General features: G+C 63.7%; 23 protein-coding genes and 2 tRNA genes. 23 read left to right on the top strand and 2 right to left on the bottom strand.

Annotation, left to right across the window (positions count from 1 at the left end; translation table 11 throughout):
• The first annotated feature begins 16 nt into the window (after window positions 1-16).
• Window positions 17-376, top strand: a complete 360-nt coding sequence (locus OTER_RS01235) for a hypothetical protein (protein ID WP_148217961.1) — start codon at window positions 17-19, stop codon at window positions 374-376.
• 68 nt (window positions 377-444) lie between these two features.
• On the opposite strand, the gene OTER_RS26455 is transcribed toward OTER_RS01235, so the two are convergent.
• Together OTER_RS26455 and OTER_RS01225 are read right to left on the bottom strand one after the other, a co-directional pair.
• Window positions 445-2,412, bottom strand: coding sequence for a M48 family metalloprotease (locus tag OTER_RS26455; protein WP_012373074.1), 1,968 nt, complete (start codon window positions 2,410-2,412; stop codon window positions 445-447).
• An 87-nt stretch (window positions 2,413-2,499) separates the two neighbouring features.
• Window positions 2,500-3,099: a LemA family protein gene (locus OTER_RS01225; RefSeq protein WP_012373073.1), complete on the bottom strand. Its 600-nt coding sequence runs from the start codon at window positions 3,097-3,099 to the stop codon at window positions 2,500-2,502.
• A gap of 114 nt (window positions 3,100-3,213) precedes the next feature.
• Here OTER_RS01225 and OTER_RS01220 point away from each other — a divergent pair, with 114 nt between their 5' ends.
• The 22 genes from OTER_RS01220 to rplW all read left to right on the top strand — a co-directional run bounded on the left by OTER_RS01220 (window position 3,214) and on the right by rplW (window position 26,492).
• Window positions 3,214-5,898, top strand: coding sequence for a hypothetical protein (locus OTER_RS01220; protein WP_012373072.1), 2,685 nt, complete (start codon window positions 3,214-3,216; stop codon window positions 5,896-5,898).
• An 89-nt stretch (window positions 5,899-5,987) separates the two neighbouring features.
• Window positions 5,988-6,644, top strand: a complete 657-nt coding sequence (locus OTER_RS01215; protein WP_012373071.1) for a MotA/TolQ/ExbB proton channel family protein — start codon at window positions 5,988-5,990, stop codon at window positions 6,642-6,644.
• Window positions 6,641-7,090, top strand: coding sequence for an ExbD/TolR family protein (locus OTER_RS25520; RefSeq protein ID WP_012373070.1), 450 nt, complete (start codon window positions 6,641-6,643; stop codon window positions 7,088-7,090). The genes OTER_RS01215 and OTER_RS25520 overlap by 4 nt, the downstream gene beginning before the upstream one ends.
• 49 nt (window positions 7,091-7,139) lie before the next feature.
• Complete coding sequence (locus OTER_RS01205; RefSeq protein ID WP_148217960.1) at window positions 7,140-7,811, top strand: hypothetical protein; 672 nt, start codon at window positions 7,140-7,142, stop codon at window positions 7,809-7,811.
• A 94-nt stretch (window positions 7,812-7,905) separates the two neighbouring features.
• A tRNA-Thr gene (locus tag OTER_RS01200) sits at window positions 7,906-7,981 on the top strand.
• 81 nt (window positions 7,982-8,062) lie between these two features.
• Entirely contained in the window at window positions 8,063-9,253 is a 1,191-nt protein-coding gene (gene tuf / locus OTER_RS01195) for an elongation factor Tu (RefSeq protein WP_012373068.1), read from the top strand.
• 80 nt (window positions 9,254-9,333) lie between these two features.
• Window positions 9,334-9,409, top strand: a tRNA-Trp gene (locus OTER_RS01190).
• 12 nt (window positions 9,410-9,421) lie between these two features.
• Window positions 9,422-9,625 carry a preprotein translocase subunit SecE gene (secE, locus tag OTER_RS01185; protein ID WP_012373067.1) on the top strand — a complete coding sequence of 68 codons (204 nt, stop codon included), beginning with the start codon at window positions 9,422-9,424 and terminating at the stop codon, window positions 9,623-9,625.
• 22 nt (window positions 9,626-9,647) lie between these two features.
• Entirely contained in the window at window positions 9,648-10,226 is a 579-nt protein-coding gene (gene nusG / locus OTER_RS01180) for a transcription termination/antitermination protein NusG (protein WP_012373066.1), read from the top strand.
• Between the two features lie 136 nt (window positions 10,227-10,362).
• On the top strand, window positions 10,363-10,788 hold the full coding sequence (gene rplK / locus OTER_RS01175; protein ID WP_012373065.1) for a 50S ribosomal protein L11: 426 nt from the start codon (window positions 10,363-10,365) through the stop codon (window positions 10,786-10,788).
• A 165-nt stretch (window positions 10,789-10,953) separates the two neighbouring features.
• Entirely contained in the window at window positions 10,954-11,652 is a 699-nt protein-coding gene (gene rplA / locus OTER_RS01170; protein WP_012373064.1) for a 50S ribosomal protein L1, read from the top strand.
• A 12-nt stretch (window positions 11,653-11,664) separates the two neighbouring features.
• Window positions 11,665-12,159 (top strand): 50S ribosomal protein L10, encoded by a 495-nt coding sequence (gene rplJ / locus OTER_RS01165; protein ID WP_012373063.1) that lies wholly within the window; start codon window positions 11,665-11,667, stop codon window positions 12,157-12,159.
• Window positions 12,160-12,309: 150 nt separating this feature from the next.
• On the top strand, window positions 12,310-12,699 hold the full coding sequence (gene rplL / locus OTER_RS01160; RefSeq protein WP_012373062.1) for a 50S ribosomal protein L7/L12: 390 nt from the start codon (window positions 12,310-12,312) through the stop codon (window positions 12,697-12,699).
• Window positions 12,700-12,872: 173 nt separating this feature from the next.
• Complete coding sequence (gene rpoB, locus OTER_RS01155; protein ID WP_012373061.1) at window positions 12,873-16,652, top strand: DNA-directed RNA polymerase subunit beta; 3,780 nt, start codon at window positions 12,873-12,875, stop codon at window positions 16,650-16,652.
• Between the two features lie 50 nt (window positions 16,653-16,702).
• Complete coding sequence (gene rpoC / locus OTER_RS01150) at window positions 16,703-20,857, top strand: DNA-directed RNA polymerase subunit beta' (RefSeq protein WP_012373060.1); 4,155 nt, start codon at window positions 16,703-16,705, stop codon at window positions 20,855-20,857.
• Between the two features lie 516 nt (window positions 20,858-21,373).
• On the top strand, window positions 21,374-21,754 hold the full coding sequence (rpsL, locus tag OTER_RS01145) for a 30S ribosomal protein S12 (protein WP_012373059.1): 381 nt from the start codon (window positions 21,374-21,376) through the stop codon (window positions 21,752-21,754).
• Window positions 21,755-21,778: 24 nt separating this feature from the next.
• Complete coding sequence (gene rpsG / locus OTER_RS01140; RefSeq protein ID WP_012373058.1) at window positions 21,779-22,252, top strand: 30S ribosomal protein S7; 474 nt, start codon at window positions 21,779-21,781, stop codon at window positions 22,250-22,252.
• 22 nt (window positions 22,253-22,274) lie between these two features.
• Entirely contained in the window at window positions 22,275-24,464 is a 2,190-nt protein-coding gene (gene fusA, locus OTER_RS01135; RefSeq protein ID WP_012373057.1) for an elongation factor G, read from the top strand.
• Window positions 24,465-24,483: 19 nt separating this feature from the next.
• Entirely contained in the window at window positions 24,484-24,792 is a 309-nt protein-coding gene (gene rpsJ / locus OTER_RS01130) for a 30S ribosomal protein S10 (RefSeq protein WP_012373056.1), read from the top strand.
• Between the two features lie 117 nt (window positions 24,793-24,909).
• Entirely contained in the window at window positions 24,910-25,560 is a 651-nt protein-coding gene (gene rplC / locus OTER_RS01125; protein ID WP_012373055.1) for a 50S ribosomal protein L3, read from the top strand.
• An 18-nt stretch (window positions 25,561-25,578) separates the two neighbouring features.
• On the top strand, window positions 25,579-26,211 hold the full coding sequence (gene rplD / locus OTER_RS01120; protein ID WP_012373054.1) for a 50S ribosomal protein L4: 633 nt from the start codon (window positions 25,579-25,581) through the stop codon (window positions 26,209-26,211).
• Entirely contained in the window at window positions 26,211-26,492 is a 282-nt protein-coding gene (gene rplW, locus OTER_RS01115) for a 50S ribosomal protein L23 (RefSeq protein WP_012373053.1), read from the top strand. The genes rplD and rplW overlap by 1 nt, the downstream gene beginning before the upstream one ends.
• Window positions 26,493-26,503: the final 11 nt, after the last annotated feature.

The following is a 26,503-nucleotide window of genomic DNA, read 5'->3' as shown; positions in this document are numbered from 1 at the left end:
GCCTTGGCTGGGAGGCGTGAACCCGATTTCGGCAAGCTCGTGGCTATGGCGCGCGCTGCGCGGCCACAGTGTGACCTTCGCGGCGCTGTTTGCCTGCAGCTTGCTGGGCTTGTCGGTGTTCAGCGAGTTTCGCGGGCTGCTCGATCGGATCGACGCGCCCTGGTATGTATGGCTGCTCGCCCCGATCGTGCTCGTATCGGCGCTCGCGAAAAAAGAGCAGGAGTGGATTCCGGATGCGCGGAAACGGCTATGGTGGGCACGGGGGCTGGTGATCGGGTCGATCGTTGCGGTTATCCTGATCGCGAGCCTGGCGCCGGAGCCGAAGCCGGCGTCGCACGAGCCGACGCCAATCCGAACGAACTCGCCGCTCCGATAAGACAGGACGCCGGACGGGCAGGTTTGATCGCTGCACGCGAAACCCCGACGGCGACGGCGCGCTCCGTCCTAGCGTGGCGCAGCCAGTGGCGGCATCGGGCAGTCGAGGGTGGCGGCGAAGGCGCGGAGCAACTCGGCTTCGGCCACGGAGACCGAGCCGTTGGCGCTCACCACGTGCGCACAGGCCAGCAGCGTGCGCTGCTTGATCGGCAGACTGGCGGCGGCGAGTTTTTCGAGCGCGGCATCGAGCGCCGCATAGTCGGGCGAGGTGGCGACGAACGAAAGCGGACCTTCGAGCAGCTTGAGTTGTCCGGCGCCCGTCGCGAAGGCGTCGCGGGCTTCGTCGGGGTTTTCCGTGGCGCAGTGCGCAAGCGCGGACAGCACCGTGGCGATCTCCGCACTCAGCGCGCGAAACGAATAGAACTGGACGACGGCCGATTTCGGCGAGCGTTCGAGCGAGAGACCGCGGGTGAGCAGCTTCTGCAGCGCAAACTCGAATGGCGACACACGCTCGTCGGCGTGCACCAGTTCATCGAGGGTTCCTAAAAACGCCGACAACTCGGCGGGCGGGAGCTGACGGAGCGTGGGCAGGGTAAGCTGCACCAACGGCAGCTTGTGCTCCGCGCCCAGCGCGCGCAGATCGGGCGTGAGCTGGTCAAGCGCGGCGAGCGCGTCGGGGCCGGCATGCTGGGCCACGAGCGCGCGCTGCTGTTGCCGCACCGCGGGATCGGAGTCGAGCAGCACGCCGCAGAGCAGAATGGGCGCTTCGGCGACCGAGCGGGTGGCTTCGCGCAGCCGCGGCGGCACCGCCGTGAGCAGCGTCCCGGCGTTGCTCACCTGTTCCGCCGACAACGCGCCGATGGTGGCGATGGCTGCGGCAGCGGAGAACGCCTCGAGCTTGGCGGGCGACGGCTGCGGCTTGGCGGGATGGAGACCGGCGGAAACAAACGACTCCTGCTCGACATCGACCTTTTCGGGCGGCGTGAACATCGTCCCGTCGAACTGCGGCTCGATCGCCTTGATCCGCTCTGCCAACGGCGGATGCGTTGACCACAATCCGGTGAACCCCGAGCGGAAGCTCTGCGCGAAAAAGAAATGCCCGATGGCGGCGGCCTTGCTCGTCTGGAGCTTCGAGCCGAGCGCGTAGCCGCCGATCTTCTTCAGGGCGCCGGTCAACCCGCCGGGGTTGCGGGTGAACTGCACCGCGGAAGCGTCGGCGAGAAATTCCCGCTGCCGCGACACGGCGGCTTGGATCAGCCGGCCGAAGAAATAGCCGACGTAGCCGATGATCAGCAGCGCGAGCCCGACGAACAGGATGACGACGACGATGCCGCCGGCGTTCTTGTCCCGACGCGAGCGCCCGGCGGCGGCGTAGCGCATGCTCCAGAGAATGCCGCGGCCGGCGAGGCCGAGCACGAGAATCCCGAACAGCAGCGCGGTGAGCCGGAGATTGAGCCGCATGTCGCCATTGAGGATGTGGCTGAATTCGTGGCCGACGACGCCCTGCAACTCGTCGCGATTGAGTTTATCCAGCGTCCCGCGCGTCACCGCGACCACGGCGTCGTTGGTGGTGAGCCCGGCGGCGAAGGCGTTGATGCCGGGTTCGTCCTCGAGCACGTAGACCGCGGGCACGGGCAGGCCCGAGGCGATCGCCATTTCCTCGACGACGTTGAGCAGCCGGCGCTCGCGCAGATCGGTGGTTTGCGGCGCGATCCGGCGACCGCCGACGCTTTCCGCGACGGCGGAGCCGCCGGCCGAGAACTCGCTCCATTTCGCCAGCGAGGCGATGCCGACGATGGCGAGCACGCCGCTGCTGACGCCGAAGAACAGTTTCGGCTGCCACCACGGCATCGAGCTGACGGTCTCGAGATAGCCATCGCGATCGTAGCGGTGCTCCCGCTGCTCCATGGCCGAACGCAGTCCGATGACGGCGGCGATGTAGCTCGCGAGAATCGTGCCGAGCACCGCGAGGATGAACAGCACGACGAGCCGCGAGGTGCGTTTCTTCGCGCGAGCCTGGGCTTCGAAGAAGTCCATGGAGAGAGCGATCGGCGGTGAGCTTCCGGCCGTAGGCGGCGAAACCGATCTGCGCCTACGGCCTACCGCTTAGTGCTTACAGCCGGATCAGGTGAACGAAACCTTCGGCGCGTTGCGCTCGGTGGCGTCGTCGATCTTGAAGAGTTCCGCGGGGAGGAAGCCGAACATCCCGGCGAAAATCACGTTCGGGAAGGTTTCCCGGCTCGTATTGTAGGTCATCACGCTGTCGTTGTAAGCCTGCCGGGCGAACGCGATTTTGTTCTCGGTCGAGGTCAGCTCCTCGGTGAGCTGCATCATGTTCTGGTTGGCCTTGAGATCCGGATACTGCTCGGCGACGACCATGAGCCGCGAGAGCGCGCCGGTCAGACCGGTTTCGGCGGCACCGAGGTTGCGCACGGCATTGGCGTCGGCCGGGTTGGCCGCGGCGGTCTGGGCGGCGCCGAGCGCGATGTTGCGGGCCTTGATGACGGCCTCGAGCGTTTCGCGTTCGTGCTTGAGATAACCCTTGGCCGTTTCGACGAGGTTGGGAATCAGGTCGTAGCGGCGCTTGAGCTGAACATCGATTTGCGCGAACGCGTTCTTGAACCGATTGCGGAGCGCGACGAGGGTGTTGTAGATCCCGACGATCCACAGACCGACGATAAGAACGAGGGCGAGGAGGGCGCCCAGAACGATGAGAGCAATCATGGGATTAGGTAAAAAACGGTCCCGAGTGTGCCGGGCGCGGCCAACGGGGCCAGAGCGAAGTTGTTACAACACGGTTGATTGTTTCCAGCGGCGCGAGCAATTTCGCGGCGCGTGATGCGTGTGCGAATTCTCCTTGTTCTTGGGCTCGTGACCGGCCTGGCGGCGCTGGGCGCGCCGGCTCCGCTGAACCCGCCGGCACCGCTGGTGGCGCGCGACACCGCGGGGAGCTCGCCGACGGAGGCGGTCGTGCAATTGGAAGCAGCGCAGCGCGCGCAGGAGATGGGCTTTTCCTCGATTGCAGTCGCGCTCTACCAGGAATTGTTGCAGCGACCGGACGCGGATCACAGCGCGGCGGCGCTCGGTCTGGCGACCGTGTGGCTGGCGGAGGGCAAGCCAGCTGAGGCGGAGAAGGTGCTGGTCGCAATGCCGGAGCCGCACACCGCCGCGTGGCACCTGCGCAAGGGCCTCGCGGCTGCGCAGCAAAACCAGACCGGCACCGCGAAGGACGAGCGCGATGCGTCGCGCGTGTCGGAGCTCTCGCCGGCGGATCGCGGGTGGCACTTGTTTCTCCAGGGGATGATTGCGACGGCGGAGAACGAGCCGGATAAGGCGACCGCGTTGTTCAATCAGGCGATCGAAGCGGCGAACTCCACGATGGCGCGTGGGCAGTTCCTGCTGAAACGCGAGCAGGCCCGGCTGCGCAGCGGCGAGCAGGTGACCGAGGAGCGGGCGCAGGCGATGCGGCGGAATTTCGAACAGTATCAAGGCCGGCAGCTCGGCTATGGGTTCGCGCGGGCCTATGCGGTGATGCTCGACGGGCTGGGCCGGAAGAGCGAGGCGATGGCCTTGTTGCAGCGGCAACTCGTCGCGTTGCCAGCGGAGGAGAAGGCGGAAATCGACGAGACTCGCTTGCTGCTCGGCATGATCGGCGGCGCGGCGGAAGGCGTGGGGCGCAACGCCCTCGAACGGCTGCTGGAGCGTGGTACCGATCGCGAGAAGCAGCGGCTCGCCTTGCAGCTGTTGGCCAGTGCCTCGACGCGACCGGCGCAGCGCACGAGCTTGCGGCGGCTGCTGGACACGCTGGTGGCCGCGCCGCAGCCGCATCCGATTCTCGAGGATCTGCTGTTGTATCGCGCCGAGCTGGCGCTGGCGGAGGCGCGCACCGGCTCCCAGCCGGACGGCTATGCCCAAGCCGAAGACGACGTGCGGACGCTGCTGGAACGTTTCCCCGGCTCGCCGCTCAAGGCGCACGCTTATCTCGTCCTCACCGACGCGGCGTGGGAACAAAACCGATACCGCACGGCGGCAGACAACGCGGCGAAGGCGCGGGAGCAACTGCCGGTCACGCCCGGCACGGCCGAGGCGCGGGCGCGGCTGGGATTGCTCATCGCCGAAGCGTGGTTCCGCGCGGGGCTGAAGGCCGACGCCTCAGGCAGCAATGGCACGGCGGATTTCCGCAACGCGGCGGATGCGTATCAGGCCGTCCTGCGCGAGCCGCCGGCGGGCGTGTCGCCGGGCGAGCTGATGTTTCAGCGCGTGCTGACCGAAATCCAAGCGGGCACGGCCGACGACGCGGCGGCGCTGCTCGACGAGCTGGCCAAGAACCCGGCTTTCGACACGGTGAACCGCTGGCGGGCGGAGTGGAATCTCTCGCGCGCGCTGCAGACACGGGGACAGACGAGCGCGGCCTATGCGCGGGTCAACCGGCTGCTGGCCACGGGCGGAGCGGCGGCGGCGCAGCTTCCGGTTGAGTTGCGCGCGCGGATGGCCTGGCTGCAGGCGCGGCTGTCGTCCGCGGTCGGTGAGCCAGAGCGAACCCTCCAGCTGATCGACGCCCTCGCCGGACAGATCGGGGGCGCGTCGGCGGAGTTGAAGACGGAAATCGAAAGTTCGAGTCAGCTGCTGCGGTCGGAGTCGAACTTCGCGCTGGGACGCGACGCGGCGGCGCTGAAGATTCTCGAACAGCTGCGCGCCGATTATCCGCAATCGTCGTCCGCGGTGTATTCCTATTTCCTCGAGGCGGAGCACGCGGCCAAGCAGGACCGGACGGCCGATGCGCAGCGGCTGCTGACGAAGCTGGCGGACGAGTTTCCGAGCGATCCCTACGCGCCGTTCGCGTTGTTCCAGGCGGCGCTCCAGGCCGAGCGGCGGGGACAGGAGGAGAATCTCAAGGAAGCCAACCAACTGATCGAGGACCTGCTGGCGCTGGTGGCGAAGTATCCGCATCCCGAGAGCGAGCAGCTCGCGTTCGCGGCGCGGCTCAAGCAGGGTGACATTTTCCGGAAGCGGAACGATTTTCCCTCGGCGCAGCGGGCCTATGAGAACCTGGTTAACAATTATTCGATGCGGCGCGACGTCGTGCTCGCGCAACTCGCGCTGGCGGAGACGCTGAACGCGCAGGCGGCGGACGAGCCGGCGCTGGCGGAGAGCGCGCTGGTGCGGTTCGAGCACGTGCGCGACATGGCCGATGCGCCGGTCGACGCGCGCGTGGAGGCGGGGTTCAACATCGGCTTCATGCTCGCGCGGCGGGGCGAACTCGCCAAAGCGCAGGAGAGCTGGTGGGCCGAAGTCGTGAACAAGTTTCTGCTCGACGAGCCGCTGGCCCGGCAGCTCGGCGACAAGGGCCGGTTCTGGATGGCGCGCACGCTCCTGGAACTCGGCGGACTCTTCGAGCAGCAGGAGAAACTCGAGCAGGCGAAGGAAGCCTGGCTGCTGATCCTGAAATCCAAGCTGGGTTATGGCGAAGCCCTGGCGAAGGCGCGGCTCGCGCGCTTCAACCTGGCGGAGGTGACACCGTGACGCGTCGCGGGAGATTCGCCGCGAGCGGAGCGACACCGCCGATTTCCGATTTACGCCGGCCGGGCAACCCGGTCTAACTCCGTTCCACGATGTCCGCTCTCGACCTGAGTCTCTTCGCCCAAGGCGGTCCCATGATGTGGGTGCTGCTCGTGATCGCGCTCATCGGTCTCGTGCTCTTCGTCGAGCGCGTGCTGTTCCTGCATCGGGGGCAGATCCGGTCGACGGCGTTCATCAACGGCATCAAAAACATCCTGGCCAAGCGCCGGCTGGTGGAAGCGCTGACCGTCTGCGAGGAGACGCCCGGGCCGGTCGCGGCGGTGGTCAAGGCGGCGTTGCTGCACGCCGACGAGGATGCGGACACGATGCGCTTTTACGTGCAGGAGGCGGCGGTGGTCGAACTGCCGGCGCTCGAACGCCGGGTCGGCGCGATCGCGGCCATCGCGCAGGTGGCTCCGCTGGTCGGCCTGCTCGGCACGGTGCTGGGCATGGTGACCACGTTCACCGGGTTTCAGAAGGACTACGCCACCGCGAGCGTGCTGGCCGCGGGCATGTGGCAGGCGTTGCTCGCGACGGCGGCCAGCCTGATGCTCGCGATCCCGGCGCACCTCGCGCACCATTTCCTGACGGGGCGGATCCGCGCGATCGTGCGGGACGTGGAATGGGCGGGCAACGAGATCATGCGATATTTGCTCACCGAATACCGTGGCGTCCAGCCGGGTGAGCGGATCGAGGAGGCAAAGTCGTGATCACGCGTCCGCTGGATCTCGCCTCGAAGCTGCGGTCCGAGCCGCGGAGTTTCGACGTGCTGTTCTACGTCAACGTCGGGCTGATCGGGCTGTTTTTCATGGTGTTCGGCTCGCGGTTCGTGCTCGCGCCGGGACTGGGGCTCGATTTCCGGATGCCGGAGCTCCGGGGCGCCCTCGCGGGGGCGGCGCCGACGCAGCGGGTGATCAGCGTGCTGCCGTCGGGCCAAATCTTCGCCGATCCGGGACTCATGAACATGCCGCAGCTGCGCGAATGGCTGAAAGTGGAGGCGCGCAAGCTGAAGGAGCCGTCGCTGCTCATTCGGGCGCGGGAAGATGTGCGCGTGGCGCGGCTGGCGGAAATCGTCGGGGCGGCTTACGAGGCGGGCTTCACCAAGGTGGTCTGGGGCGCCGAGGAGCCGCCGACGAGCCCGGGCGGAGGGCGGTGACGTGAGACTCCCGCGTGCGGATTGGAGCCGGTGGTTGCTGGCGGTCGGTTTGGCCCTGGCGATCGTGGCGGGTGGGCTGACCTTGTACCGGGCGCCCGAACCGAGGATCGAAAGTGGCCGGGCGGAACGGGCACCGGCCGTGACGGTGGCGCCGGAGTCGGATCCGCTGGCGACCGAGGAGGCCATGCTGCGCGACCCGACGCCGCTTTTCCTGCCAACTCGTTGGAACGCATCGGAGAACGCGCTGCCGGCCGCGGCGCGGCCGCAGCCGGGAAGTGCGTTCCAGGATTTTGCCCCGGCGTGGAAGTTCACCGAATCGGAACTGCGTTTGCATCTGCCGCCGGCGGTGGCCGCGCCAACGCGATTAGCTGATGCCATCACCGCGGATCGGGCGGAGCAGCCGTTGATCGGGCTCGGGCGGAGCGACCGAGAGGTGGCGCCGCTGCCCGCCCGGGGCGCCTTTATCCGGGTCAGTTCGGCGGCGGACGGCCAGGTGGTGTTGGCACGGTCAGTGGACGCCAGGCCGCCGGGCGAACCCGTCTGGCAGCCATTGGAATTTCTGGCCGCGGTGGATCGAGCAGGCTTGATTCGCCCCGCGGTGCTGATCGAGAGTTCGCGGGTGCTGGCGGTGGACGGCTTCTTTCAGGAATACTTGAGCCAAGGGTTCCACTTGGGCGAACGCTTACCGCCTGGATTCTACCGAGTTTCGATCGGCCCGTGAAGTTGGGCAAGAAAGTGGAAGTTTGCTGTTGACCTGAAAATTCACGGCCCGCACTTTCTCTCCTCTTTTCGTTTTTTGATCCTCTCTTCGGTCTGCCCAGATAGCTCAGTTGGCAGAGCACCCCCTTGGTAAGGGGGAGGTCGACGGTTCAAATCCGTTTCTGGGCTCCAGGTCAAACGTCGTGCGACTTCCGCGACGTTAATCACAGAGGTCAAACTTCATAATCTAACCGCTAACGTCTCCCAACTCCCATGGCTAAAGCTGCATTCCAACGCACCAAACCGCACGTGAACGTCGGCACGATCGGCCACATCGATCACGGCAAGACGACGCTGACCGCATCGATCCTCGCGGTCCAGTCGCGCAAGGGCCTTGCCGAAATCAAATCCTACGCGGACATTGCGAAGGGCGGCACCGTGCGTGACGCCACCAAGACCGTCACGATTGCGGTTTCGCACGTGGAGTACGAGTCGGACAAGCGCCACTACGCGCACGTCGACTGCCCGGGGCACGCCGACTTCGTCAAGAACATGATCACCGGCGCCGCGCAGATGGACGGCGCGATTCTCGTCGTGTCGGCCGCGGACGGCCCGATGCCGCAGACCCGTGAGCACATCCTCCTCGCCCGCCAAGTCGGCGTGCCGAAGATCGTGGTGTTCCTCAACAAGGTCGACCTGATCGACGACAAGGACCTCCTCGACCTCGTCGAAGAGGAAATCCGCGACCTGCTGACCAAGTACCAGTTTGACGGCAAGAACGCGAAGATCGTTCGTGGCTCGGCCACGGCGGCGATCGAGGGCAAGCCCGAGGGCGAAGCGGCGATCCAGGAACTGATGAACGCGATCGACACCGAGATTCCGGAGCCGGCGCGCGAGATGGACAAGCCGTTCCTGATGTCCGTCGAAGACGTCTTTTCGATCACGGGCCGCGGCACCGTTGCCACCGGCCGTATCGAGCGCGGCGTGGTCAAGCTGAACGACACGGTCGAGATCGTCGGCCTGCGCGACACCAGCTCCACCGTCGTGACCGGCATCGAAATGTTCCGCAAGCTGCTCGATCGCGGCCAGGCAGGTGACAACGTCGGTCTGCTCCTCCGTGGCGTGGACAAGGACGGCATCGAGCGCGGTCAGGTTATCGCCGCTCCGAAGTCGATCACCCCGCACAAGAAGGCCAAGGCCGAGATTTACGTTCTCTCGAAGGACGAGGGCGGCCGCCACACCCCGTTCTTCAACGGCTATCGTCCGCAGTTCTACTTCCGGACGACGGACGTGACCGGCGTCGTCAACCTGCCGCAGGGCGTGGAGATGATCATGCCGGGTGACAACATCTCGGTCGACATCGAGCTGATCTCGGCGATCGCGATGGAGAAGACGCAGCGCTTCGCCATCCGTGAAGGCGGCCGCACCATCGGTGCCGGTCGTATCACGGAGATCGTCGAATAAGGCTGCTTATTTCAACTTCCGACCTTGCCGAGGCCTCGCAACGGGGCCTCGGCTGCGTCGTCTAAGAAAGACTTTCGCACAGGCGTGTAGCTCAATTGGTAGAGTAGCGGTCTCCAAAACCGTCGGTTGGGGGTTCGAGTCCCTCCGCGCCTGCCATCACTTTCGCCCATGAAAAACCCGTTCAGCTCCGTCCGCATCTTCACGCTCGAAACCGTCGAGGAGCTCAAAAAGTGCACCTGGCCGACGATGCCGGAGCTGCGTGACTCGACGGTCGTGGTCGTCACGGCCTCCCTGATCCTGGGCGTGTTCACGAGCATCAGCGATTTCTCCCTCTACCAGTTCGTGGACCTGTTCACGAAGATGGTCAGCTAACGTTCTTTTGTCCCCGTCCGTCATGTCCGCCCAAACGACCGCGCCCGCCGACGCCCAGTGGTTCGCCCTGCACACCCTTTCGGGGCAGGAGAACAAGGTGAAGGCCTACATCGACAAGTTCAAGAAGGCCGAGGAGCTGGACGACTCCATCTTCGAGGTGCTGCTGCCCACCGAGATCGTGTCGGAGGTCAAGGGCGGCAAGAAATCGACGAAGGTCCGCAAGCTGTATCCGGGGTATGTGTTCATCCAGATGCGGCTCTACGGCGAGGACAAGAAGGTCATCAACAAGCCGTGGTATTTCGTGAAGGAAGTGGCCGGCGTGATCGGGTTCGTCGGCGGTGATCGCCCGGCGGCGTTGCGGCAGTCCGAGATCGACGAGATCCGCGCGCGGATCGAGGCGGCCAACGGCAAGGAAGTGCCGAAGGTGCAATACAGCGTGGGCGAAGAGGTGAAGATCACCGACGGCGCGTTCGCGTCGCTCACCGGCCGGATCGACGAGATCGATCCGGAGCGCGGCAAGCTCAAGGTCTCCGTCTCAATCTTCGGCCGGTTCACGCCGGTCGAACTCGAATACTGGCAGGTGCAGCGCAACACCGAGTAATCGAACTGAATTTCCGTTTCGATTTTGGATTTTCGATTTCAGCCAGCCTCAGGCCGGTCGGAGTCCCCAAATCGAAAGTAGCAGAGGCCGTTCGCCGGCCGACATCCGCAACATCGAAAATCCAAAATAACTTAGCATGGCCAAGAAAATCCAAGGCTACATTCGCCTCCAACTTCCAGCCGGCGCGGCCAATCCCGCGCCCCCGGTTGGTCCCGCGCTCGGTGCGCAGGGCGTCAACATCATGGCGTTCTGCAAAGACTTTAACGCCCGGACCAAGGATCAGAACGGCATGATTCTGCCGGTCGTGATCACCGTCTACACCGACAAGAGCTTCACCTTCATCCTCAAGTCCCCGCCGGCCTCCGTTCTCCTCAAAAAGGCGGCCAACATCGCGACGGGCTCGGGCAAGCCGAACCAGGATCGCGTCGGCAAGGTGACCAAGAAACAGTGCGCCGAGATCTGGAAGCTCAAGAAGGCGGACATGAACGCCAAAGACGAGGCCGCGGGCATCAAGACGATCGCCGGCACCGCCCGTCAGATGGGCATCGAGGTCGTCGACTGAGTCGCAGCCGAGAGCTGAGAGCTGAGAGCTCAGAGTCCAGAGCCGAACCCGGCCGCGGACATCTGGGGCTTCCGGCTCTCAGCTCTGAACTCTCAGCTTTAGACTTTTCATCCCAACCTCATCGCGGGAGTCCCACCCGGGACGTTCGCACCGCAAGGAGACACAATGCCGAAAAAGCACAGCAAACGATACAACAGCGGCGTCAAAGTCGCTGACCTGACCAAGGAGTATCCTCTGGCGGAAGCCATCGAGGTGCTCGCGAAATTCCCGAAAGCCAAGTTCGACGAGACCGTCGAGCTTTCGTTCCGGCTCGGCGTCGACGCGACGTCCGGCGAGCAGAACGTCCGCGGCACCACGCCGCTGCCAAATGGCTCGGGCAAGAAGGTCCGCGTCCTTGTCTTCACCGACAACGCCGATGCGGCGATGGCGGCCGGCGCCGATTTCGCCGGTCTCGACGAGATGATGGCGAAGATTCAAGGCGGCTGGCTCGACTTCGACGTCGCGATTGCGACGACCGAGGCGATGAAGAAGGTCCGCACACTCGCTCGCGTGCTCGGTCCCAAGGGGCTGATGCCGAACCCGAAGTCTGGCACCGTGACCGACGACATCGTCGCGGGCATCAAGGCCGTCAAGGCGGGCCGCGTGGAGTTCAAGATGGACAAGACCGCGAACATCGGTCTGGGCGTCGGCAAGCGCTCCTTCACGTCGCAGCAGATTATTGAGAACGCCCAAGCGGTGATCGAGGCCGTAGGCAAGGCGAAGCCGAACACGTTCAAGGGCCACAACTTCATTCGGAGCATCACGATCTCCTCGAGCATGAGCCCGGCCGTGAAGATCGCCTCCACCGAGTTCAGTAAATACTAAGGAGTCCCGACCATGAGAGCCGAAAAACAATACCTGATTTCCGAGGTCGAGACTCACCTCAAGAAGTCCGACTACGTCATTCTAGCGAACTTCACGAAGGTCACGGTGGCCGATGTGGCTGACCTCCGCAGCAAGCTCGCCGCGGAGAACGCCGAGTTCCACGTGGTGAAGAACAGCTCGCTTCGCGTTGCCGCGAAGTCGCTCGGCCTGCCCGAGTTCGAGAGCGCCTTGGCCGGCCCGACTGCCGTCATCGTTGGAGGCAAGAACTCCGCGGGCGTCGCGAAGATCCTGAAGCAGTTCTTCAAGGACAAGCAGAAGCTCGAGGTGAAGGTGGGCGTGATGGAGAAGAAGCTCGTCACCGCCGAGGTCCTTTCGCAGATCGCGGATCTGCCGCCGTTCAACGCGCTCCGGGCGCAGTTCCTCGGGCTGCTCACCAGCAACGCCGCGGCCTTCGTCCGCGTGCTCGATGCCAAGGTCAAGAAGGAGCAGCCTGCTGCTGCCGCCTGAACGACCGGTTCTTCAACTTAAACTCAGCACTTAAACCTATTTCACCCGGCGCGAGCCGGGGAAACCCAACATCAACCGCTTCGCCCTAGGAGATACGTCTCTTAAACGCACGGCCTTTCTGCCGTCGCTAGTCCGGAGCAGGAGATTACCATGAGCACAACTGCTATCACCAAAGAACAAGTCATTGAGTGGCTGTCCGCGCAGACGGTTCTCGATCTCGCCGCCCTCGTTAAAGACCTCGAAGGCAAGTGGGGCGTGTCCGCTGCCGCTGCCGTGGCCGCCGCTCCCGCGGCTGGCGCCGGTGCCGGCGCCGCCGCTGCGATCGAGCAGACCGAGTTCACCGTCGTGCTGAAGGAAGCCGGCGCGAACAAGATCGGCGTCATCAAGGAAGTCCGCGCGATCACGGGCCTCGGCCTGAAGGAAGCGAAGGACCTCGTCGAAGGCGCGCCGAAGCCGGTCAAGGAGAACGTCGCGAAGGCCGAAGCCGAGGAGATCAAGAAGAAGCTCGAGGCGGCCGGCGCGAAGGTCGAACTCAAGTAAGCTTGTTGGCGTTTCTGAACGCACATCTTCCGATTTCATCGGGACAGGCCGTGGTCTCCTACGGCCTGTCCTTTGCCTTTTTCCACATTCGTTCTTTTGTTTGTCTTTTCGCGCCCGCGTTCCATCCGCAGCTCGCGCGCGCGCCCCGTCCGATTTATTGACCCGGGAATCCCATGGCCGATCGCAACCACTCTGAACGTATCAACTTCGGCAAGCTCCGCGAAGTCCTGCAGCCGCCGAATCTCATCGAGATTCAAATCACGTCCTACCTCGACTTCCTGCAGAAGGGCGTGCCCGAAAAGCAGCGCAAGCCGCAGGGCTTGGAGGCCGTTTTCCGCGAGGTCTTCCCAATTCTGTCCTATGACGAGCGGCTGACGCTCGAATACGTCTCCTACACGCTGGGTGACCCGAAGAATACGGAGATCGAGTGTCTCCGCGAAGGCATCACCTACTCCGTGCCGCTCTACGTGAAGCTGCGGCTCCGCGAGGAAGACTTCATCAAGGACGAGGAAATTTACATGGGCGAGATCCCAATGGTGACCGAGCGCGGCTCGTTCATCATCAACGGCGCCGAGCGCGTCGTGGTCTCCCAGCTGCATCGTTCGCCGGGCATTGCCTTCGAGGTGACGCCGCATCCGAACGGCAAACCGCTGCACTCCTTCCGCATCATCCCCGATCGTGGCACCTGGCTCGAGGTTCAGTTCGACAACAACGATCTGCTCTACGTCTACCTCGATCGCCGCCGCCGCCGCCGGAAGTTCCTCATCACGACCCTGCTGCGCGCCATCGGCTACAGCTCCGACATCGACCTGCTGAATCTCTTCTACGAGATCAAGGACCTCAAGGTCTCCAAGGCGCTCGATATGGAGAACGTCTCCACGCTCGTGCTCGTCGAGGACGCGATCGACGCCCAGAAGGGCGTGGTCCTCGCACGCGCCTTCGAGCCGCTCACAAAGGCGATCGTCCGCACCTTCGAAAAGCACGACATCACCACGCTGCGCGTGATCGACACCGCCGCCGACGAAGGCGCGATCATCCGTGCGCTGAAGAAGGATCCGACGCGCAACGAGGAGGAAGCGCTGAAGGAAATCTACAAGCGCCTCCGCCCGGGTGAGCCGCCGACCACGGCGAATGCCAAGGCGCTGCTGAAGCGGCTGTTCTTCGATCCGAAGCGCTACGACCTCGGCCGCGTCGGCCGCTACAAGGTCAACCAGAAGCTCGGCCTCAAGGTCGACCTGGAGCAGCGCATCCTCGAGTCTGGCGACGTCGTCGCTGCGACGAAGTATCTCGTCCGGCTAAAGAAGGGTGAGGGCGTGGTCGACGATATCGACCACCTCGGTTCCCGCCGCGTCCGCACTGTCGGCGAACTGCTCGCCAACCAGTGCCGCGTGGGGCTCAGCCGCACCGAGCGGCTCGTCCGCGAACGTATGACGATGTACGATCAGAGCGTCGACTCGATCACGCCGCAGAAGCTGATCAACCCGAAGGCGCTCACCACCGTCATCCGCGACTTCTTTGCCCGTTCGCAGCTGTCGCAGTTCATGGATCAGATCAACCCGCTCGCGGAGGTCACGCACAAGCGCCGCCTCTCCGCGCTTGGGCCGGGCGGTCTGAACCGCGAACGCGCCGGCTTCGAAGTCCGCGACGTGCATCCGTCGCACTACGGCCGCATCTGCCCGATCGAGACCCCGGAAGGTCCGAACATCGGTTTGATCAACTCGCTTTCGACCTACGCCCGCGTCAACGAATTCGGCTTCATCGAAACGCCGTATCGTACCGTCAAGGACGGCCGGGTCACGGACAAGATCGAATACCTCACCGCCGACCAGGAAGAGGGCAAGATCATCGCCCAGGCCAACGCCGAGATCGATGAGAAAGGCCACTTCATCGGCAAGGTGACCTCGCGGCAGGACGGCAACTTCATCGAAGTGCCGGCCGCCGACGTGCACCTGATGGACGTCTCGCCGAAGCAGGTCATCTCGATCGCCGCCGGCATGATTCCGTTCCTCGAGCACGACGACGCGAATCGCGCGCTCATGGGCGCGAACATGCAACGCCAGGGTGTGCCGCTGCTCCAATCGGAGGCGCCGTTCGTCGGCACCGGCATCGAGGAGCGCGTCGCGCGCGACTCGAAGATCGTCGCCGTCGCCGAAGAGGCCGGCGTGGTCGCGTCCGTCGACGCGAAGCGGATCGTCATCACCCGCGACGGCGAAATGCCGCGCAACCTGAAGACCGACCCGAAGAATGGCGTCCACGTTTACGAGCTGCGGAAGTTCATGCGCTCGAACGCGGGCACGTGCTTCAACCAGAAGCCGGTCGTCAAGCAGGGCCAGAAGGTGAAGACCGGCCAGGTCATCGCCGACGGTCCGTCCACCGATCACGGTGAGATGGCGCTCGGTCGCAACGTGCTCGTCGCGTTCATGCCGTGGAACGGCTACAACTTCGAAGACGCGATCCTGATTTCCGAGAAGGTCCTCAAGGAGGACATCTTCACCTCGATCCACATTCAGGAATTCGAGGTCACCGCCCGCGACACCAAGCTCGGGCCCGAGGAAATCACCCGCGACATTCCGAACGTCGGTGAAGAGGCGCTCAAGAACCTCGATCACAACGGCGTGATCCGCATCGGTGCCGAGGTGAAGCCTGGCGACATCCTCGTCGGCAAGATCACCCCGAAGTCCGAGACGGAACTCGCACCTGAGGAAAAGCTGCTCCGCGCGATCTTCGGCGAAAAGGCCGCCGACGTGAAGGACACCTCGCTCGTCGTCCCGTCCGGCGCCGCTGGCATCGTGATGGACGTGAAGGTCTCCTCACGCGTCGACTTCGAGAAGGAGAAGCTCTCGCCCTCCGATCGCCGCCGCCAGGTGAAGCAGATCCAGGAGGAATACAAGACGCAGATGGACAAGCTCCGCGAGGGCCTGACCGAAGCGCTGTCGAACATCCTCCTCGGCGAAAAGATTCCGCTCGACGTGATCAACGGCGAAACCGGCGAAATCATCATCCCGGCCAACCGCAAGATCACCAAGACGCTGCTGCGCAAGCTCGCGGCCGTGTCCAAGCACGTCCAGATCGACCCGTCGCCCGTGCGGATCAAGATCATGGAGATCATCGGCTCGTATCAGACGAAGTTCGACGAGCTCGAGACTGATCGTGAGCGCAAGATCGGCGGCATCGAGTCTGGTGCCGACGCCGGCGACGGCGCGATCAAGCAGGTCAAGGTTTACATCGCCGAGAAGCAGAAGCTCGAGGTCGGCGACAAGATGGCCGGCCGCCACGGTAACAAGGGCGTGGTCGCCAAGATCGTCGCCGAGGAAGACATGCCGTTCCTCCCGGATGGCACGCCGATCGAAATCTGCCTCAACCCGCTGGGCGTGCCTTCGCGCATGAACGTCGGACAGGTGCTCGAGACCCATCTCGGCTGGGCGTGCAAACGCATCGGCCTGAAGGTCGCGACGCCCGTGTTCGACGGCATCCCCGAAAAGAAAGTCCGCGAATACCTGAAGGAGGCCAAGCTGCCGTCCTCGGGCAAGAGCGTGCTTTCCGACGGCCGCACCGGCGAGCGTCTCGATCAGGAGGTCGTCGTCGGCTACATCTACATGATGAAGCTGAACCACCTCGTGTCGCACAAGATTCACGCGCGCGCGGTCGGTCCCTACTCGCTGGTCACGCAGCAACCGCTGGGCGGCAAGGCCCAATACGGCGGTCAGCGCTTCGGCGAAATGGAAGTGTGGGCGCTCGAAGCCTACGGCGCGGCGCACACGCTCCAGGAACTCCTCACCGTCAAATCCGACGACGTCCAGGGACGCACCAAGATCTACGAGTCGCTCGTCAAGGGCGACAACACGCTGCAGGCCGGCACGCCCGAGTCCTTCAACGTGTTGATCAAGGAAATCCAGTCCCTCGGTCTCGACATCAAGCTCAACAAGAGCGACGCCCTGGGCTTTGGCACGTGAGTGCCGGCTGAACTGCGTCCATTCCTTTCACAAAACACAGGGAGCCACTAATGAGCATTCAACCTTCTGAAGTCGCCGCGTCCTCGGCCCGCACGGACACCCGCGAGGCCCTTGGGATCGAGGAGAGCGCGTTCGACTGCGTCTCGATCACCGTCGCTTCGCCGGAGACCATTCGCAAATGGTCGAAGGGCGAGGTGAAGAACCCCGAGACGATCAACTACCGCACGTTCAAACCCGAGCCGGGCGGCCTGTTCTGCCAAAAGATCTTCGGGCCAGTGCGCGACTACGAGTGCGCCTGCGGAAAATACAAGCGGATCAAATACAAGGACGTCGTCTGCGATCGCTGCGGCGTCGAAGTGACGATCGCCCGCGTGCGCCGCGAGCGGATGGGCCACATCGAGCTCGCCGTGCCGGTCGCGCACATCTGGTTCTTGAAGAGCATGCCGAGCCGGCTCGGCCTCCTGCTCGACATGACCGCCCGCTCGCTCGAGCGCGTGATCTATTACGAGAACTACATGGTGATCGATCCGGGCAAGACCCCGCTCGAGCCGCACCAGCTGCTGACCGACACCGAGTATCGCCAGGCCATCGACGAATACGGCGAGGATTCCTTCGTCGCGAAGATGGGCGCCGAGGCCGTGCGCGATGCGCTGGTGAAGACCGATCTCGAGGCCACCGTTGCCGAGCTGCAGGAGCAGATGCGCGCGACGAAGTCGAAGCAGATCAAGAAAAAGCTCTCGAAGCGCCTCAAGGTCATCCAGGGCTTCATCCACTCGAAGAGCCGTCCGGAATGGATGGTCCTCGAAGTGCTGCCGGTCATCCCGCCGGATCTGCGCCCGCTCGTGCCGCTGGAAGGCGGCCGATTCGCCACCTCGGACCTGAACGACCTCTATCGCCGCGTCATCAACCGCAACAACCGCCTGCGGAATCTGATGCAGTTGAAGACGCCCGACGTCATCATCCACAACGAAAAGCGGATGCTGCAGGAGGCCGTCGATGCGTTGTTCGACAACGGTCGCCACGGCCGCCCCGTCACGGGCGCCGGCAATCGCCCGCTGAAGTCGCTTTCGGACATGCTCAAGGGCAAGCAGGGCCGGTTCCGCCAGAACCTGCTCGGCAAGCGTGTCGACTACTCGGGTCGTTCCGTGATCGTCATCGGTCCGGAACTGAAGCTGCACCAATGCGGCCTCCCGAAGAAGATGGCGCTCGTGCTCTTCGAGCCGTTCATCATCCGCCGGCTGAAGGAACTCGGCTTCGTGCACACCGTCCGCGGTGCGCGCAAGATGATCGAGAAGAAGTCTCCAGAAGTCTGGGACATCCTCGAGGAAGTCACCAAGGGCCATCCGGTGCTGCTCAACCGCGCGCCCACGCTCCACCGCCTGTCCATTCAGGCGTTCGAGCCGGTCCTCATCGAAGGTGAGGCCATTCGTGTCCACCCGCTCGTCTGTACCGCCTACAACGCGGACTTCGACGGGGACCAGATGGCCGTGCACGTGCCGCTCTCGCTCGAGGCGATCATGGAGTGCAAGCTCCTGATGATGGCGACGTCGAACATCTTCTCGCCGTCGTCCGGCAAGCCGATCCTCACGCCGTCGCAGGACATCGTGCTCGGCGCCTACTACCTGACCGTCGAGCCGCGCAAGAAGCCGGCCAAGGACGAGCGCGTGCCGTTGCTCTCCGGCCTGCAGGAAGTGCTCTATGCCGTCGCCGACGGGGCGATGAAAAAGCACGATTGGGTCGAGGTACCGAATCCCGACCACGGCCGGGAGACGATCTTCGGGAACAAGGAGAAGAAGGTGCTGCGCACGACGGTGGGCCGCGTGATCTTCAACCAGATCTGGCCGGCCGGGCTCGGCTTCGTGAACTTCCCGGTGCCGAAGTCCAAGCTTGGTGACCTGATCCTGAATACGCACAAGCTGACGGGCAACCAGGCCACGGTCGAGACCCTCGACCGGCTGAAGGAACTCGGTTTCACGACCGCCATGCAGGCGGGCATCTCGATCGGTATCGACGACATGATCATTCCGGAGGCGAAGAAGGACATTGTCGCCGAAACCCGGAAGAAGATCGCCGAGGTCGAGGCCCAGTTCAACAAGGGCATCATCACCGAGGGCGAGCGCAAGAACAAGGTCATCGACCTTTGGACCGGTACCACGGACCGCATCGCCAAGGAGGTCTTCGCGAAGCTGGAAAGCAACGAGGGCCGCAACGAGGTGAACCCGGTCTACATCATGATGGATTCGGGCGCGCGCGGTAATAAACAGCAGGTTCGCCAGCTGTGCGGCACCCGCGGCCTCATGGCCAAGCCGTCCGGCGAGATCATCGAGCGGCCGATTCTGTCCTCGTTCCGCGAGGGCCTCACGGTGCTCGAATACTTCATCTCAACCCACGGCGCCCGCAAGGGCCTCGCCGATACCGCGCTCAAGACGGCGGACGCCGGCTATCTCACCCGCAAGCTCTGCGACGTGGCGATGGACGTCATCATCGCCGAGGATGATTGCGGTTCCCGCGATGGGGTGTGGAAGAAGGCGATCTTCGAAGGCGACGACGAAATCGTCAGCCTCCGCGAGCGCATCGTCGGCCGCTTCTCGAGCGACGACGTCTTCAACCCGATCAATCCGTCCGAGATCCTGGTCGGCTCCGGCGAACTCATTACCGAGGAGATCGCGACCCGAGTCGACGAGCTCGGCATCGAGCGCGTCAAGGTCATGTCGCCGCTCACCTCGACCGCGCAGCATGGGATCGACGGCAAGAGCTACGGCATCAACCCGGCCACCGGCAAGGTGGCGAAGGTTGGAGACTCGGTCGGCATCATCGCCGCCCAGTCGATCGGCGAGCCCGGCACGCAGTTGACGATGCGGACGTTCCACATCGGTGGCGTGGCCTCCGGCGGTTTCAAGACGCCGGAAATCAAGGTCCGCGCCTCCGGCACCGTACGCTATCGCGGTCTCCGCTTGGTGGAGACGGCGGACGGCGGCTCGATCGTGCTCAACAAGACTGGCACGATCCAGATCGTCGACGCCGAGGAGAAGGAGCTCGAAACCTACAACATCGTGGTCGGTTCCTTCCTGCACGTCGGCGACGGCGAGCAGATCCAGAAGGGCGCGATTCTCGCGCAGTGGGATCCCTACAACATTCCCGTGCTTTCCGAAAAGGGCGGCACGCTGGCGTTCAAGGACATGATCCCGGGCGTCACGGTGAAACGCGAACTCGATGAATCGTCGGGCCGCATCGCCACGGTCGTCATCGAGCACAAGGAAGACCTCAACCCGCAGATCGAAATTCGCGACCCGAAGGGTAAGCCGCTCGCGGCTTACTCGATTCCAGTGGGCGCGCAGATCGCGGTCAACGAGGGCGACATCATCCAACCGGGTGCGTTGCTCGCGAAGACCCCGCGCCAGGCCTCCAAGACCAAGGACATCACCGGCGGTCTGCCGCGCGTCGCCGAGCTCTTCGAAGCTCGCCGGCCGAAGGATGCTGCGGAGATGTCGCGCATCGACGGCATCGTTTCGTTCGAGGGCACCGTGCGCGGCAAGCGCAAGCTGGTGGTCAAGAATGACGATACCGCCCAGGAAGAGGAGCACCTGATCGCCACCGGCAAGCACATCATCGTGCAGCCGGGCGACGTGGTCCACAAGGGCCAGCACCTCACCGAAGGCGCCGCCGATCCGCACGAAATCCTCGAGATCCTCGGGCCCAGCGCGCTCTACGACTTCCTGATTTCGCAGGTGCAGGAGGTGTACCGGCTCCAAGGTGTCGCGATCAACGACAAGCACATCGAGATCATCATCCGTCAGATGCTCCGCAAGGTTCGGATCACCGATCCGGGCGACACGGAGAACTTCTGGGGTGAGCAGGTCGACCGCGCGCAGTTCCTCGCCGAGAACCGGCGGATCGAGGAAGCGGGTGGCAAGCCGGCCGAGGCCGAGCCGATCCTCTTGGGCATCACCAAGGCTTCGCTCGAGACCGAGAGCTTCATCTCGGCGGCGAGCTTCCAAGAGACGACGCGCGTGCTGACCGACGCTTCGACTCTGGGCAAAGTCGACATGCTAAAAGGCTTCAAGGAAAACGTGATCATGGGGCACTTGATTCCGGCGGGCACGGGTCTGCCGAAATACAAGAACCTCAAGATCACGCTGCCGTTCGGCGCCGATCTCCCGGTCGAGCCCGAGCAGCCGGCTCCGGCTGCGACTGAGACGGCCTAGCGACCTCGGATCGATTCTTTCAAGCCGCGGACTCACCGTCCGCGGCTTTTTTGGGCTCCGCAGATCGGGGAGGAGAGCGGCTCAGAGCAGACGGAGAGACCCCGTCGCCGCGGTCACTCGAGCCGGCTCCGCGGGGTGCAAAATATCCGTCAAAAAACGCTTGTCAGTTACGGTGCTTTCTCCGAGCCTCCCGATCCCTCCCGCCAAAACTTCGTGTAGAGCCTAGCTCCACGAGGTTTATCGCCCGGCCAAAAGCCGGGCGATTTTTTTCGGCCCGGACCCTCCCGACGGGGAAATTGTTCTTGTGTTCAGCAGGCGGGTCGCAATTTTCGAACGTCCCACTTCTCGTCTGCGCGTTTTCGGGCTTCTCCGAAGAACGCTTTTGTCACTCGCGCGCCGGGGCTGAATCCCGGGCCGCCGCGAAGACACCTAGTTTTCGCCAAAAAGTGCTTGCCGCGCTTTTGGGCTATCCTAGCGTTTTCCCCTTTTCTCCAATTTTCACTCTTCACCACTCGTATGCCGACCATCAATCAGCTCGTGCGCAAAGGCCGCCGGAAAGTGCGCACCAAGTCCAAATCGCCCGCGTTGGACGGCAATCCGTTCCGCCGTGGCGTGTGCGTGCAGGTCATGACCCGCACCCCGAAAAAGCCGAATTCGGCCATTCGTAAGGTCGCGAAGGTCCGGCTGACCAATGGCAACGAGGTGATCTCCTATATTCCGGACGAAGGTCACAACCTGCAGGAGCACTCGATCGTGCTCGTGCGCGGCGGCCGCGTGAAGGATCTCCCCGGCGTCCGTTATCATATCGTGCGCGGCACGCTCGACGCCACCGGCGTCGAGAAGCGTCGCCGGTCCCGCTCGAAATACGGCGTCAAGCGTCCGAAGGCCGCCAAGTAACTTTCCACCCAACCCAATCTCGTCATGTCACGCCGTCACAGAGCCGTCAAACGTCAGGTCGAGCCGGATATCCGTTACAAGAGCCCGCTCGTCGCGCACCTCGTCAATGTCATCATGAAGAGCGGCAAGAAGAACCTTGCCCAGCGCATCGTTTACGGCGCGTTCGAAAAGGTCTCCGAGAAACTCGAGAAGGGCGATCCGGTCGACCTGCTCCTCGGTGCGCTTGAGAACGCCCGCCCGCGGCTCGAAGTGAAGAGCCGCCGCGTCGGCGGCGCCACCTACCAGGTTCCGATCGAAATTTCCTTCGAACGCCAGGAGAGCCTCGCGCTCCGCTGGATCGTTGACGCCGCCAGCGGCCGCAAAGGCATCCCGATGAAAGAAGCCCTGGCCGCCGAGATCATCGACGCCTACAACAACACGGGCAACGTCGTCAAAAAGAAGGAAGACACTCACAAGATGGCTCAGGCCAATCGTGCCTTTGCCCACCTCCGCTGGTAACCAGTCCAGCCCTACGCTGCACATGTCTGCTACTGCCGCACCTGCTATTACTGTCGTCACTGACAAGGCCAAGGTTTCCCCGGTCAACGCCAAGGAGCGTCCGTTTCCGTTGGAATGGACGCGCAACATCGGTATTGCCGCGCACATCGATGCCGGCAAGACGACCACGACCGAACGCATCCTCTTTTATTCCGGCGCGGTCCACAAGATGGGCGAGGTCCATGAAGGCACCACGGTGACCGACTGGATGGAGCAGGAGCGTGAGCGCGGGATCACGATCACCGCCGCCGCCATTTCCTGCGCCTGGAATGCCTCCGTGGGCCCCTGGAAGGGGATCAAGCAACGGATCAACATCATCGACACTCCCGGACACGTCGACTTCACCGCTGAGGTGGAGCGCTCGCTCCGCGTGCTCGACGGCGCCGTCGCGGTATTCTGCGCGGTCGCGGGCGTGCAGCCGCAGTCCGAGACCGTCTGGCGTCAGGCCAACAAATACAAGGTGCCGCGGATCGCGTTCATCAACAAGATGGACCGCACCGGCGCCGACTTCTTCCGCGCGGTCAAGGAAATGCGCGAGAAGCTCAAGGCCAACGCGCACCCGCTATTTATTCCGATCGGCAAGGAGGAGAACTTCCAGGGCGTGGTCGATCTCGTGCAGCAGGTGGCCTACCTGTTCGACGAGACCGATGCGCTGGGACTCAACCCGGTGACGTCCGCGATCCCGGCCGATTTGATGGACCAGGCCAAGGAGTATCGCGACAAGCTGCTCGAAGCGGTGTCCGATTTCGACGACGTCATCGCCGAGAAGTATCTGGGCGGCGAAGAGATTTCGGTAGCCGAGTTCATGCTCGCGATCCGCAAGGCGACGGTGTCGCTGCAGTTCACCGGCGTGGTGCCAGGCTCGGCCTTCAAGAAGAAGGGCATCCAGCGGCTGCTGGACTGTGTGGTGAACTACCTGCCCAGCCCGATCGACGTTCCGCCCATGCAGGGGCAGGACAGCGACGGCAAGACCATCGATGTCGTCGTCGACGACAAAGCGAAGGTCGCGGGCCTGGCGTTCAAGCTCTGGACGGACCCGTTCGTCGGCAAAATCGTTTTCTACCGCGTTTACACCGGCATCCTCAACAAGGGCCAGTCGCTCTACAATCCGCGCACCCGCCGCAGCGAGCGCGTCTCCCGCCTCGTGCTTATGCGCGCGATGGATCGTGAGGAAATTGACAAGGCCTATTCCGGCGACATTTGCGCGCTGGTCGGCGTCAAGGAGGTCATCACCGGTGACACGCTGTGTGACGAGGATGTGGATATCCGCCTCGAACCGCCGTCCTTCCCCGAGCCCGTCATCTCGATGTCGATCGAGCCGAACTCAAAGGGCGACCAGGAGAAGATGGGCACCGCGCTGCAGCGGCTCGTCGCGGAGGATCCGACGCTGAAGGTCAAGACCGACCCGGACACCGGCCAAACCATTCTCGCCGGCATGGGCGAACTCCACCTCGACATCATCCGCGATCGGATGAAGCGCGAGTTCAAGGTCGAGGCCACTGCGGGCAAGCCGCAGATCGCCTACCGCGAAACCGTCACCAAGCTGGCGGACGGCGAGGGCAAGTTCATCCGCCAATCGGGCGGCAAGGGCCAATACGGCCATGTGGTGGTCAAGATCGAGCCGAACGAAAAGGGTAAGGGCGTCGAGGTGATCAACGAGATCGTCGGCGGCGTCATCCCGAAGGAATTCATCAAGCCGTCGACGGACGGTATCCTCGAGGGCACCAACAACGGTGCGGTTGCCGGCTATCCGGTGGTCGACGTCAAGGTGCGGATCGTCGATGGTTCGTTCCACGAAGTCGATTCGTCCGAACTCGCGTTCAAGATGGCGGGCATCTTCGCCTTCAAGGACGCGATGAAGAAGGCCCATCCGATCCTGCTCGAGCCCATCATGGGCGTCGAGGTCACCACCCCGGAAGAGTACCAGGGCGACCTGATGGGCGACATCAATCGTCGCCGCGGCACGATCCGCGGCATCGAGAACAAGGCGGGCGCGTGCATCATCAACGCGCACATCCCGCTCGAGACGCTGTTCGGCTACGTCACGGACATTCGTTCGCTTTCCAAGGGCCGCGCCAGCGCGTCCATCACACCGTCCCACTTCGAGCAGGTGCCCAATTCGCTTCTGCAGAAGATCGTGGAAACCTCCACGAAAGCTCCGGCCCGCACGTAAACCCCGTTCTTTGCCTCCCATGAAAGGTCAACGCATTCGCATCAAACTCCAGGGCTTCGACTATCGCGTGATCGATCAGTCCGCGCTCGAGATCGTCGAGACCGCCAAGCGCTCCGGCGCCCGCGTGTCCGGCCCGATCCCGCTGCCGACCCGGGTGGAAAAACTTTCGGTCAATCGTTCGCCGCACGTCGACAAGAAATCGATGGAGCAGTTCGAAACCCGCACGCACAAGCGGCTCATCGACATCATCGAGCCGACCGCCCAGACGGTCGACGAGCTCAAGAAACTCAACCTGCCTTCGGGCGTGGATATCACCATCAACGTTTAACCTCCGCCCAGGTTTTCACTCTACAGTAGCAGTTGCCTGTGTCCCGCGTCCGCGGGACCGCCAGGCCCCTCGCTAACGTAGGTCCTCAAACGGAACCTTCCACCTACCACTTAGCCTATGATCTCATCACTTTTAGGTAAGAAGATCGGGATGACGCAGGTCTACGACGCACAGAATGTGCTCGTGCCCGTCACCGTGGTCGAAGCCGGCCCCTGTGCGGTCGTGCAGGTCAAGACGACCGAGACCGACGGATACAACGCGGTCCAAATCGGCTTCGAGCAGAAAAAGGCGAAGAACGCCTCGCTCGCCGAGAAGAACCACGCCGCCAAGGCCAGCCTCGCCGACGCTCCGCGCGTGCTGAGCGAAGTGCGCCTCGAGGCCGCGCCGACGTTGAAAGTTGGAGACGTGGTCAACGTCACCGCTTTCGCCGAGGGCCAGCTGGTCGACGTCATCGGCGTAACCAAGGGCAAGGGCTTCCAGGGCGTCGTGAAGCGCTTCCGCGTTGCGGGCGGTCCCGCCTCGCATGGCTCGATGTTCCACCGCCGCATCGGCTCGATCGGCATGCGCCAGACGCCGGGCCGCACCTGGAAGAACCAGGCCATGCCGGGCCACATGGGCCAGCTGAAGCGGACCGTACAGAACCTCCGTGTGGTGAAAATCATTCCGGAAAAAAACCTCATCCTCGTGAAGGGGGCGATCCCCGGCGCGAATGGCGACGACGTCATCGTCCGCTCCGCGATCAAGGGCCAGAAGCCGGCGCAAGCCTGAACCCGGAGATAATCAGCCATGAAACTCACCGTTTTTAGTCCCGACGCCACGAAGAGCACCGAGCAGGATTTCACCCTGCCGACGTTCGAGGGCGACAAAGGTCTCCAGGCCGTCAAGGAAGTGATCGTCGCGATCAACGCCAACAACCGCCAGGGCACGCACTCGACCAAGACCCGCGGCGAAGTTCGCGGCGGCGGCAAGAAGCCGTGGCGCCAGAAGGGCACCGGCCGCGCCCGCGCCGGCTCGATCCGCTCCCCGCTGTGGGGCGGGGGCGGCGTCGTGTTCGGCCCGAAGCCGCGCGACTACTCGAAAAAAATCAACGCCAAGGTGAAGCAGCTCGCGTTCAGCCGCGCGCTCTTTGACCGCGCCTCCGCCGGCGAAATCGCCGTGATCGAGGCGTTCGACAGCAAGGCGACGAAGACCAAGGCCTTCAACCAGATCCTCGGCCGCATCGCCCCCAAGGGCAAGGTGCTCCTGGTCGACGCACCGTTCGCTGCGGAGGCCGCTCGCGCCTCGCGCAACCTCGAGCGCGTGACGCTGCAGGAAGCCGCGAAGCTCAACACGCTCGATCTGGCGCAGTACCAGAAAATCATCGTCAGCAGCAAGGCGCTCGAAGCGATCATCGCCCGCGTCAACGGAGGGAAGAACTAATGCAAGCCGACCAGGTTCTCAAACTCGTCCGCCTCTCGGAGAAGTCCAACAAGCTTTCGTCCGAGCTCGGCCAATACACCTTCGAGGTGTTCAAGGGCACGAACAAGCACCAGATCGCCGAGGCCGTGGAGCAGACCTTCAAGGTCACGGTCAAGCGCGTGAACGTGCAGAATTACCGCGGCAAAAACAAAAAAAGCCGCACCGGCCGCCCGAGCGTCGGTTCCGACTACAAGAAGGCAATCGTGACGCTTAAAGCCGGCGACAAGATCGAACTCGTCTAAGGCGAGTCCGC

This window comes from Opitutus terrae PB90-1 (genome assembly GCF_000019965.1).
Classification (GTDB): domain Bacteria; phylum Verrucomicrobiota; class Verrucomicrobiia; order Opitutales; family Opitutaceae; genus Opitutus; species Opitutus terrae.
The sequence above is the reverse complement of the archived record's forward strand: the minus strand, read 5'-3'. Positions and strand labels throughout refer to the sequence as shown.

What these genes read in the sequence shown, in the direction of transcription:
- OTER_RS26455 (WP_012373074.1), bottom strand. Translation starts at nt 2,412, where the DNA reads ATGGACTTCTTCGAAGCCCAGGCTCGCGCGAAGAAACGCACCTCGCGG.
- OTER_RS01225 (WP_012373073.1), bottom strand. Translation starts at nt 3,099, where the DNA reads ATGATTGCTCTCATCGTTCTGGGCGCCCTCCTCGCCCTCGTTCTTATC.
- OTER_RS01220 (WP_012373072.1), top strand. Translation starts at nt 3,214, where the DNA reads ATGCGTGTGCGAATTCTCCTTGTTCTTGGGCTCGTGACCGGCCTGGCG.
- OTER_RS01215 (WP_012373071.1), top strand. Translation starts at nt 5,988, where the DNA reads ATGTCCGCTCTCGACCTGAGTCTCTTCGCCCAAGGCGGTCCCATGATG.
- tuf (WP_012373068.1), top strand. Translation starts at nt 8,063, where the DNA reads ATGGCTAAAGCTGCATTCCAACGCACCAAACCGCACGTGAACGTCGGC.
- secE (WP_012373067.1), top strand. Translation starts at nt 9,422, where the DNA reads ATGAAAAACCCGTTCAGCTCCGTCCGCATCTTCACGCTCGAAACCGTC.
- nusG (WP_012373066.1), top strand. Translation starts at nt 9,648, where the DNA reads ATGTCCGCCCAAACGACCGCGCCCGCCGACGCCCAGTGGTTCGCCCTG.
- rplK (WP_012373065.1), top strand. Translation starts at nt 10,363, where the DNA reads ATGGCCAAGAAAATCCAAGGCTACATTCGCCTCCAACTTCCAGCCGGC.
- rplA (WP_012373064.1), top strand. Translation starts at nt 10,954, where the DNA reads ATGCCGAAAAAGCACAGCAAACGATACAACAGCGGCGTCAAAGTCGCT.
- rplJ (WP_012373063.1), top strand. Translation starts at nt 11,665, where the DNA reads ATGAGAGCCGAAAAACAATACCTGATTTCCGAGGTCGAGACTCACCTC.
- rplL (WP_012373062.1), top strand. Translation starts at nt 12,310, where the DNA reads ATGAGCACAACTGCTATCACCAAAGAACAAGTCATTGAGTGGCTGTCC.
- rpoB (WP_012373061.1), top strand. Translation starts at nt 12,873, where the DNA reads ATGGCCGATCGCAACCACTCTGAACGTATCAACTTCGGCAAGCTCCGC.
- rpoC (WP_012373060.1), top strand. Translation starts at nt 16,703, where the DNA reads ATGAGCATTCAACCTTCTGAAGTCGCCGCGTCCTCGGCCCGCACGGAC.
- rpsL (WP_012373059.1), top strand. Translation starts at nt 21,374, where the DNA reads ATGCCGACCATCAATCAGCTCGTGCGCAAAGGCCGCCGGAAAGTGCGC.
- rpsG (WP_012373058.1), top strand. Translation starts at nt 21,779, where the DNA reads ATGTCACGCCGTCACAGAGCCGTCAAACGTCAGGTCGAGCCGGATATC.
- fusA (WP_012373057.1), top strand. Translation starts at nt 22,275, where the DNA reads ATGTCTGCTACTGCCGCACCTGCTATTACTGTCGTCACTGACAAGGCC.
- rpsJ (WP_012373056.1), top strand. Translation starts at nt 24,484, where the DNA reads ATGAAAGGTCAACGCATTCGCATCAAACTCCAGGGCTTCGACTATCGC.
- rplC (WP_012373055.1), top strand. Translation starts at nt 24,910, where the DNA reads ATGATCTCATCACTTTTAGGTAAGAAGATCGGGATGACGCAGGTCTAC.
- rplD (WP_012373054.1), top strand. Translation starts at nt 25,579, where the DNA reads ATGAAACTCACCGTTTTTAGTCCCGACGCCACGAAGAGCACCGAGCAG.
- rplW (WP_012373053.1), top strand. Translation starts at nt 26,211, where the DNA reads ATGCAAGCCGACCAGGTTCTCAAACTCGTCCGCCTCTCGGAGAAGTCC.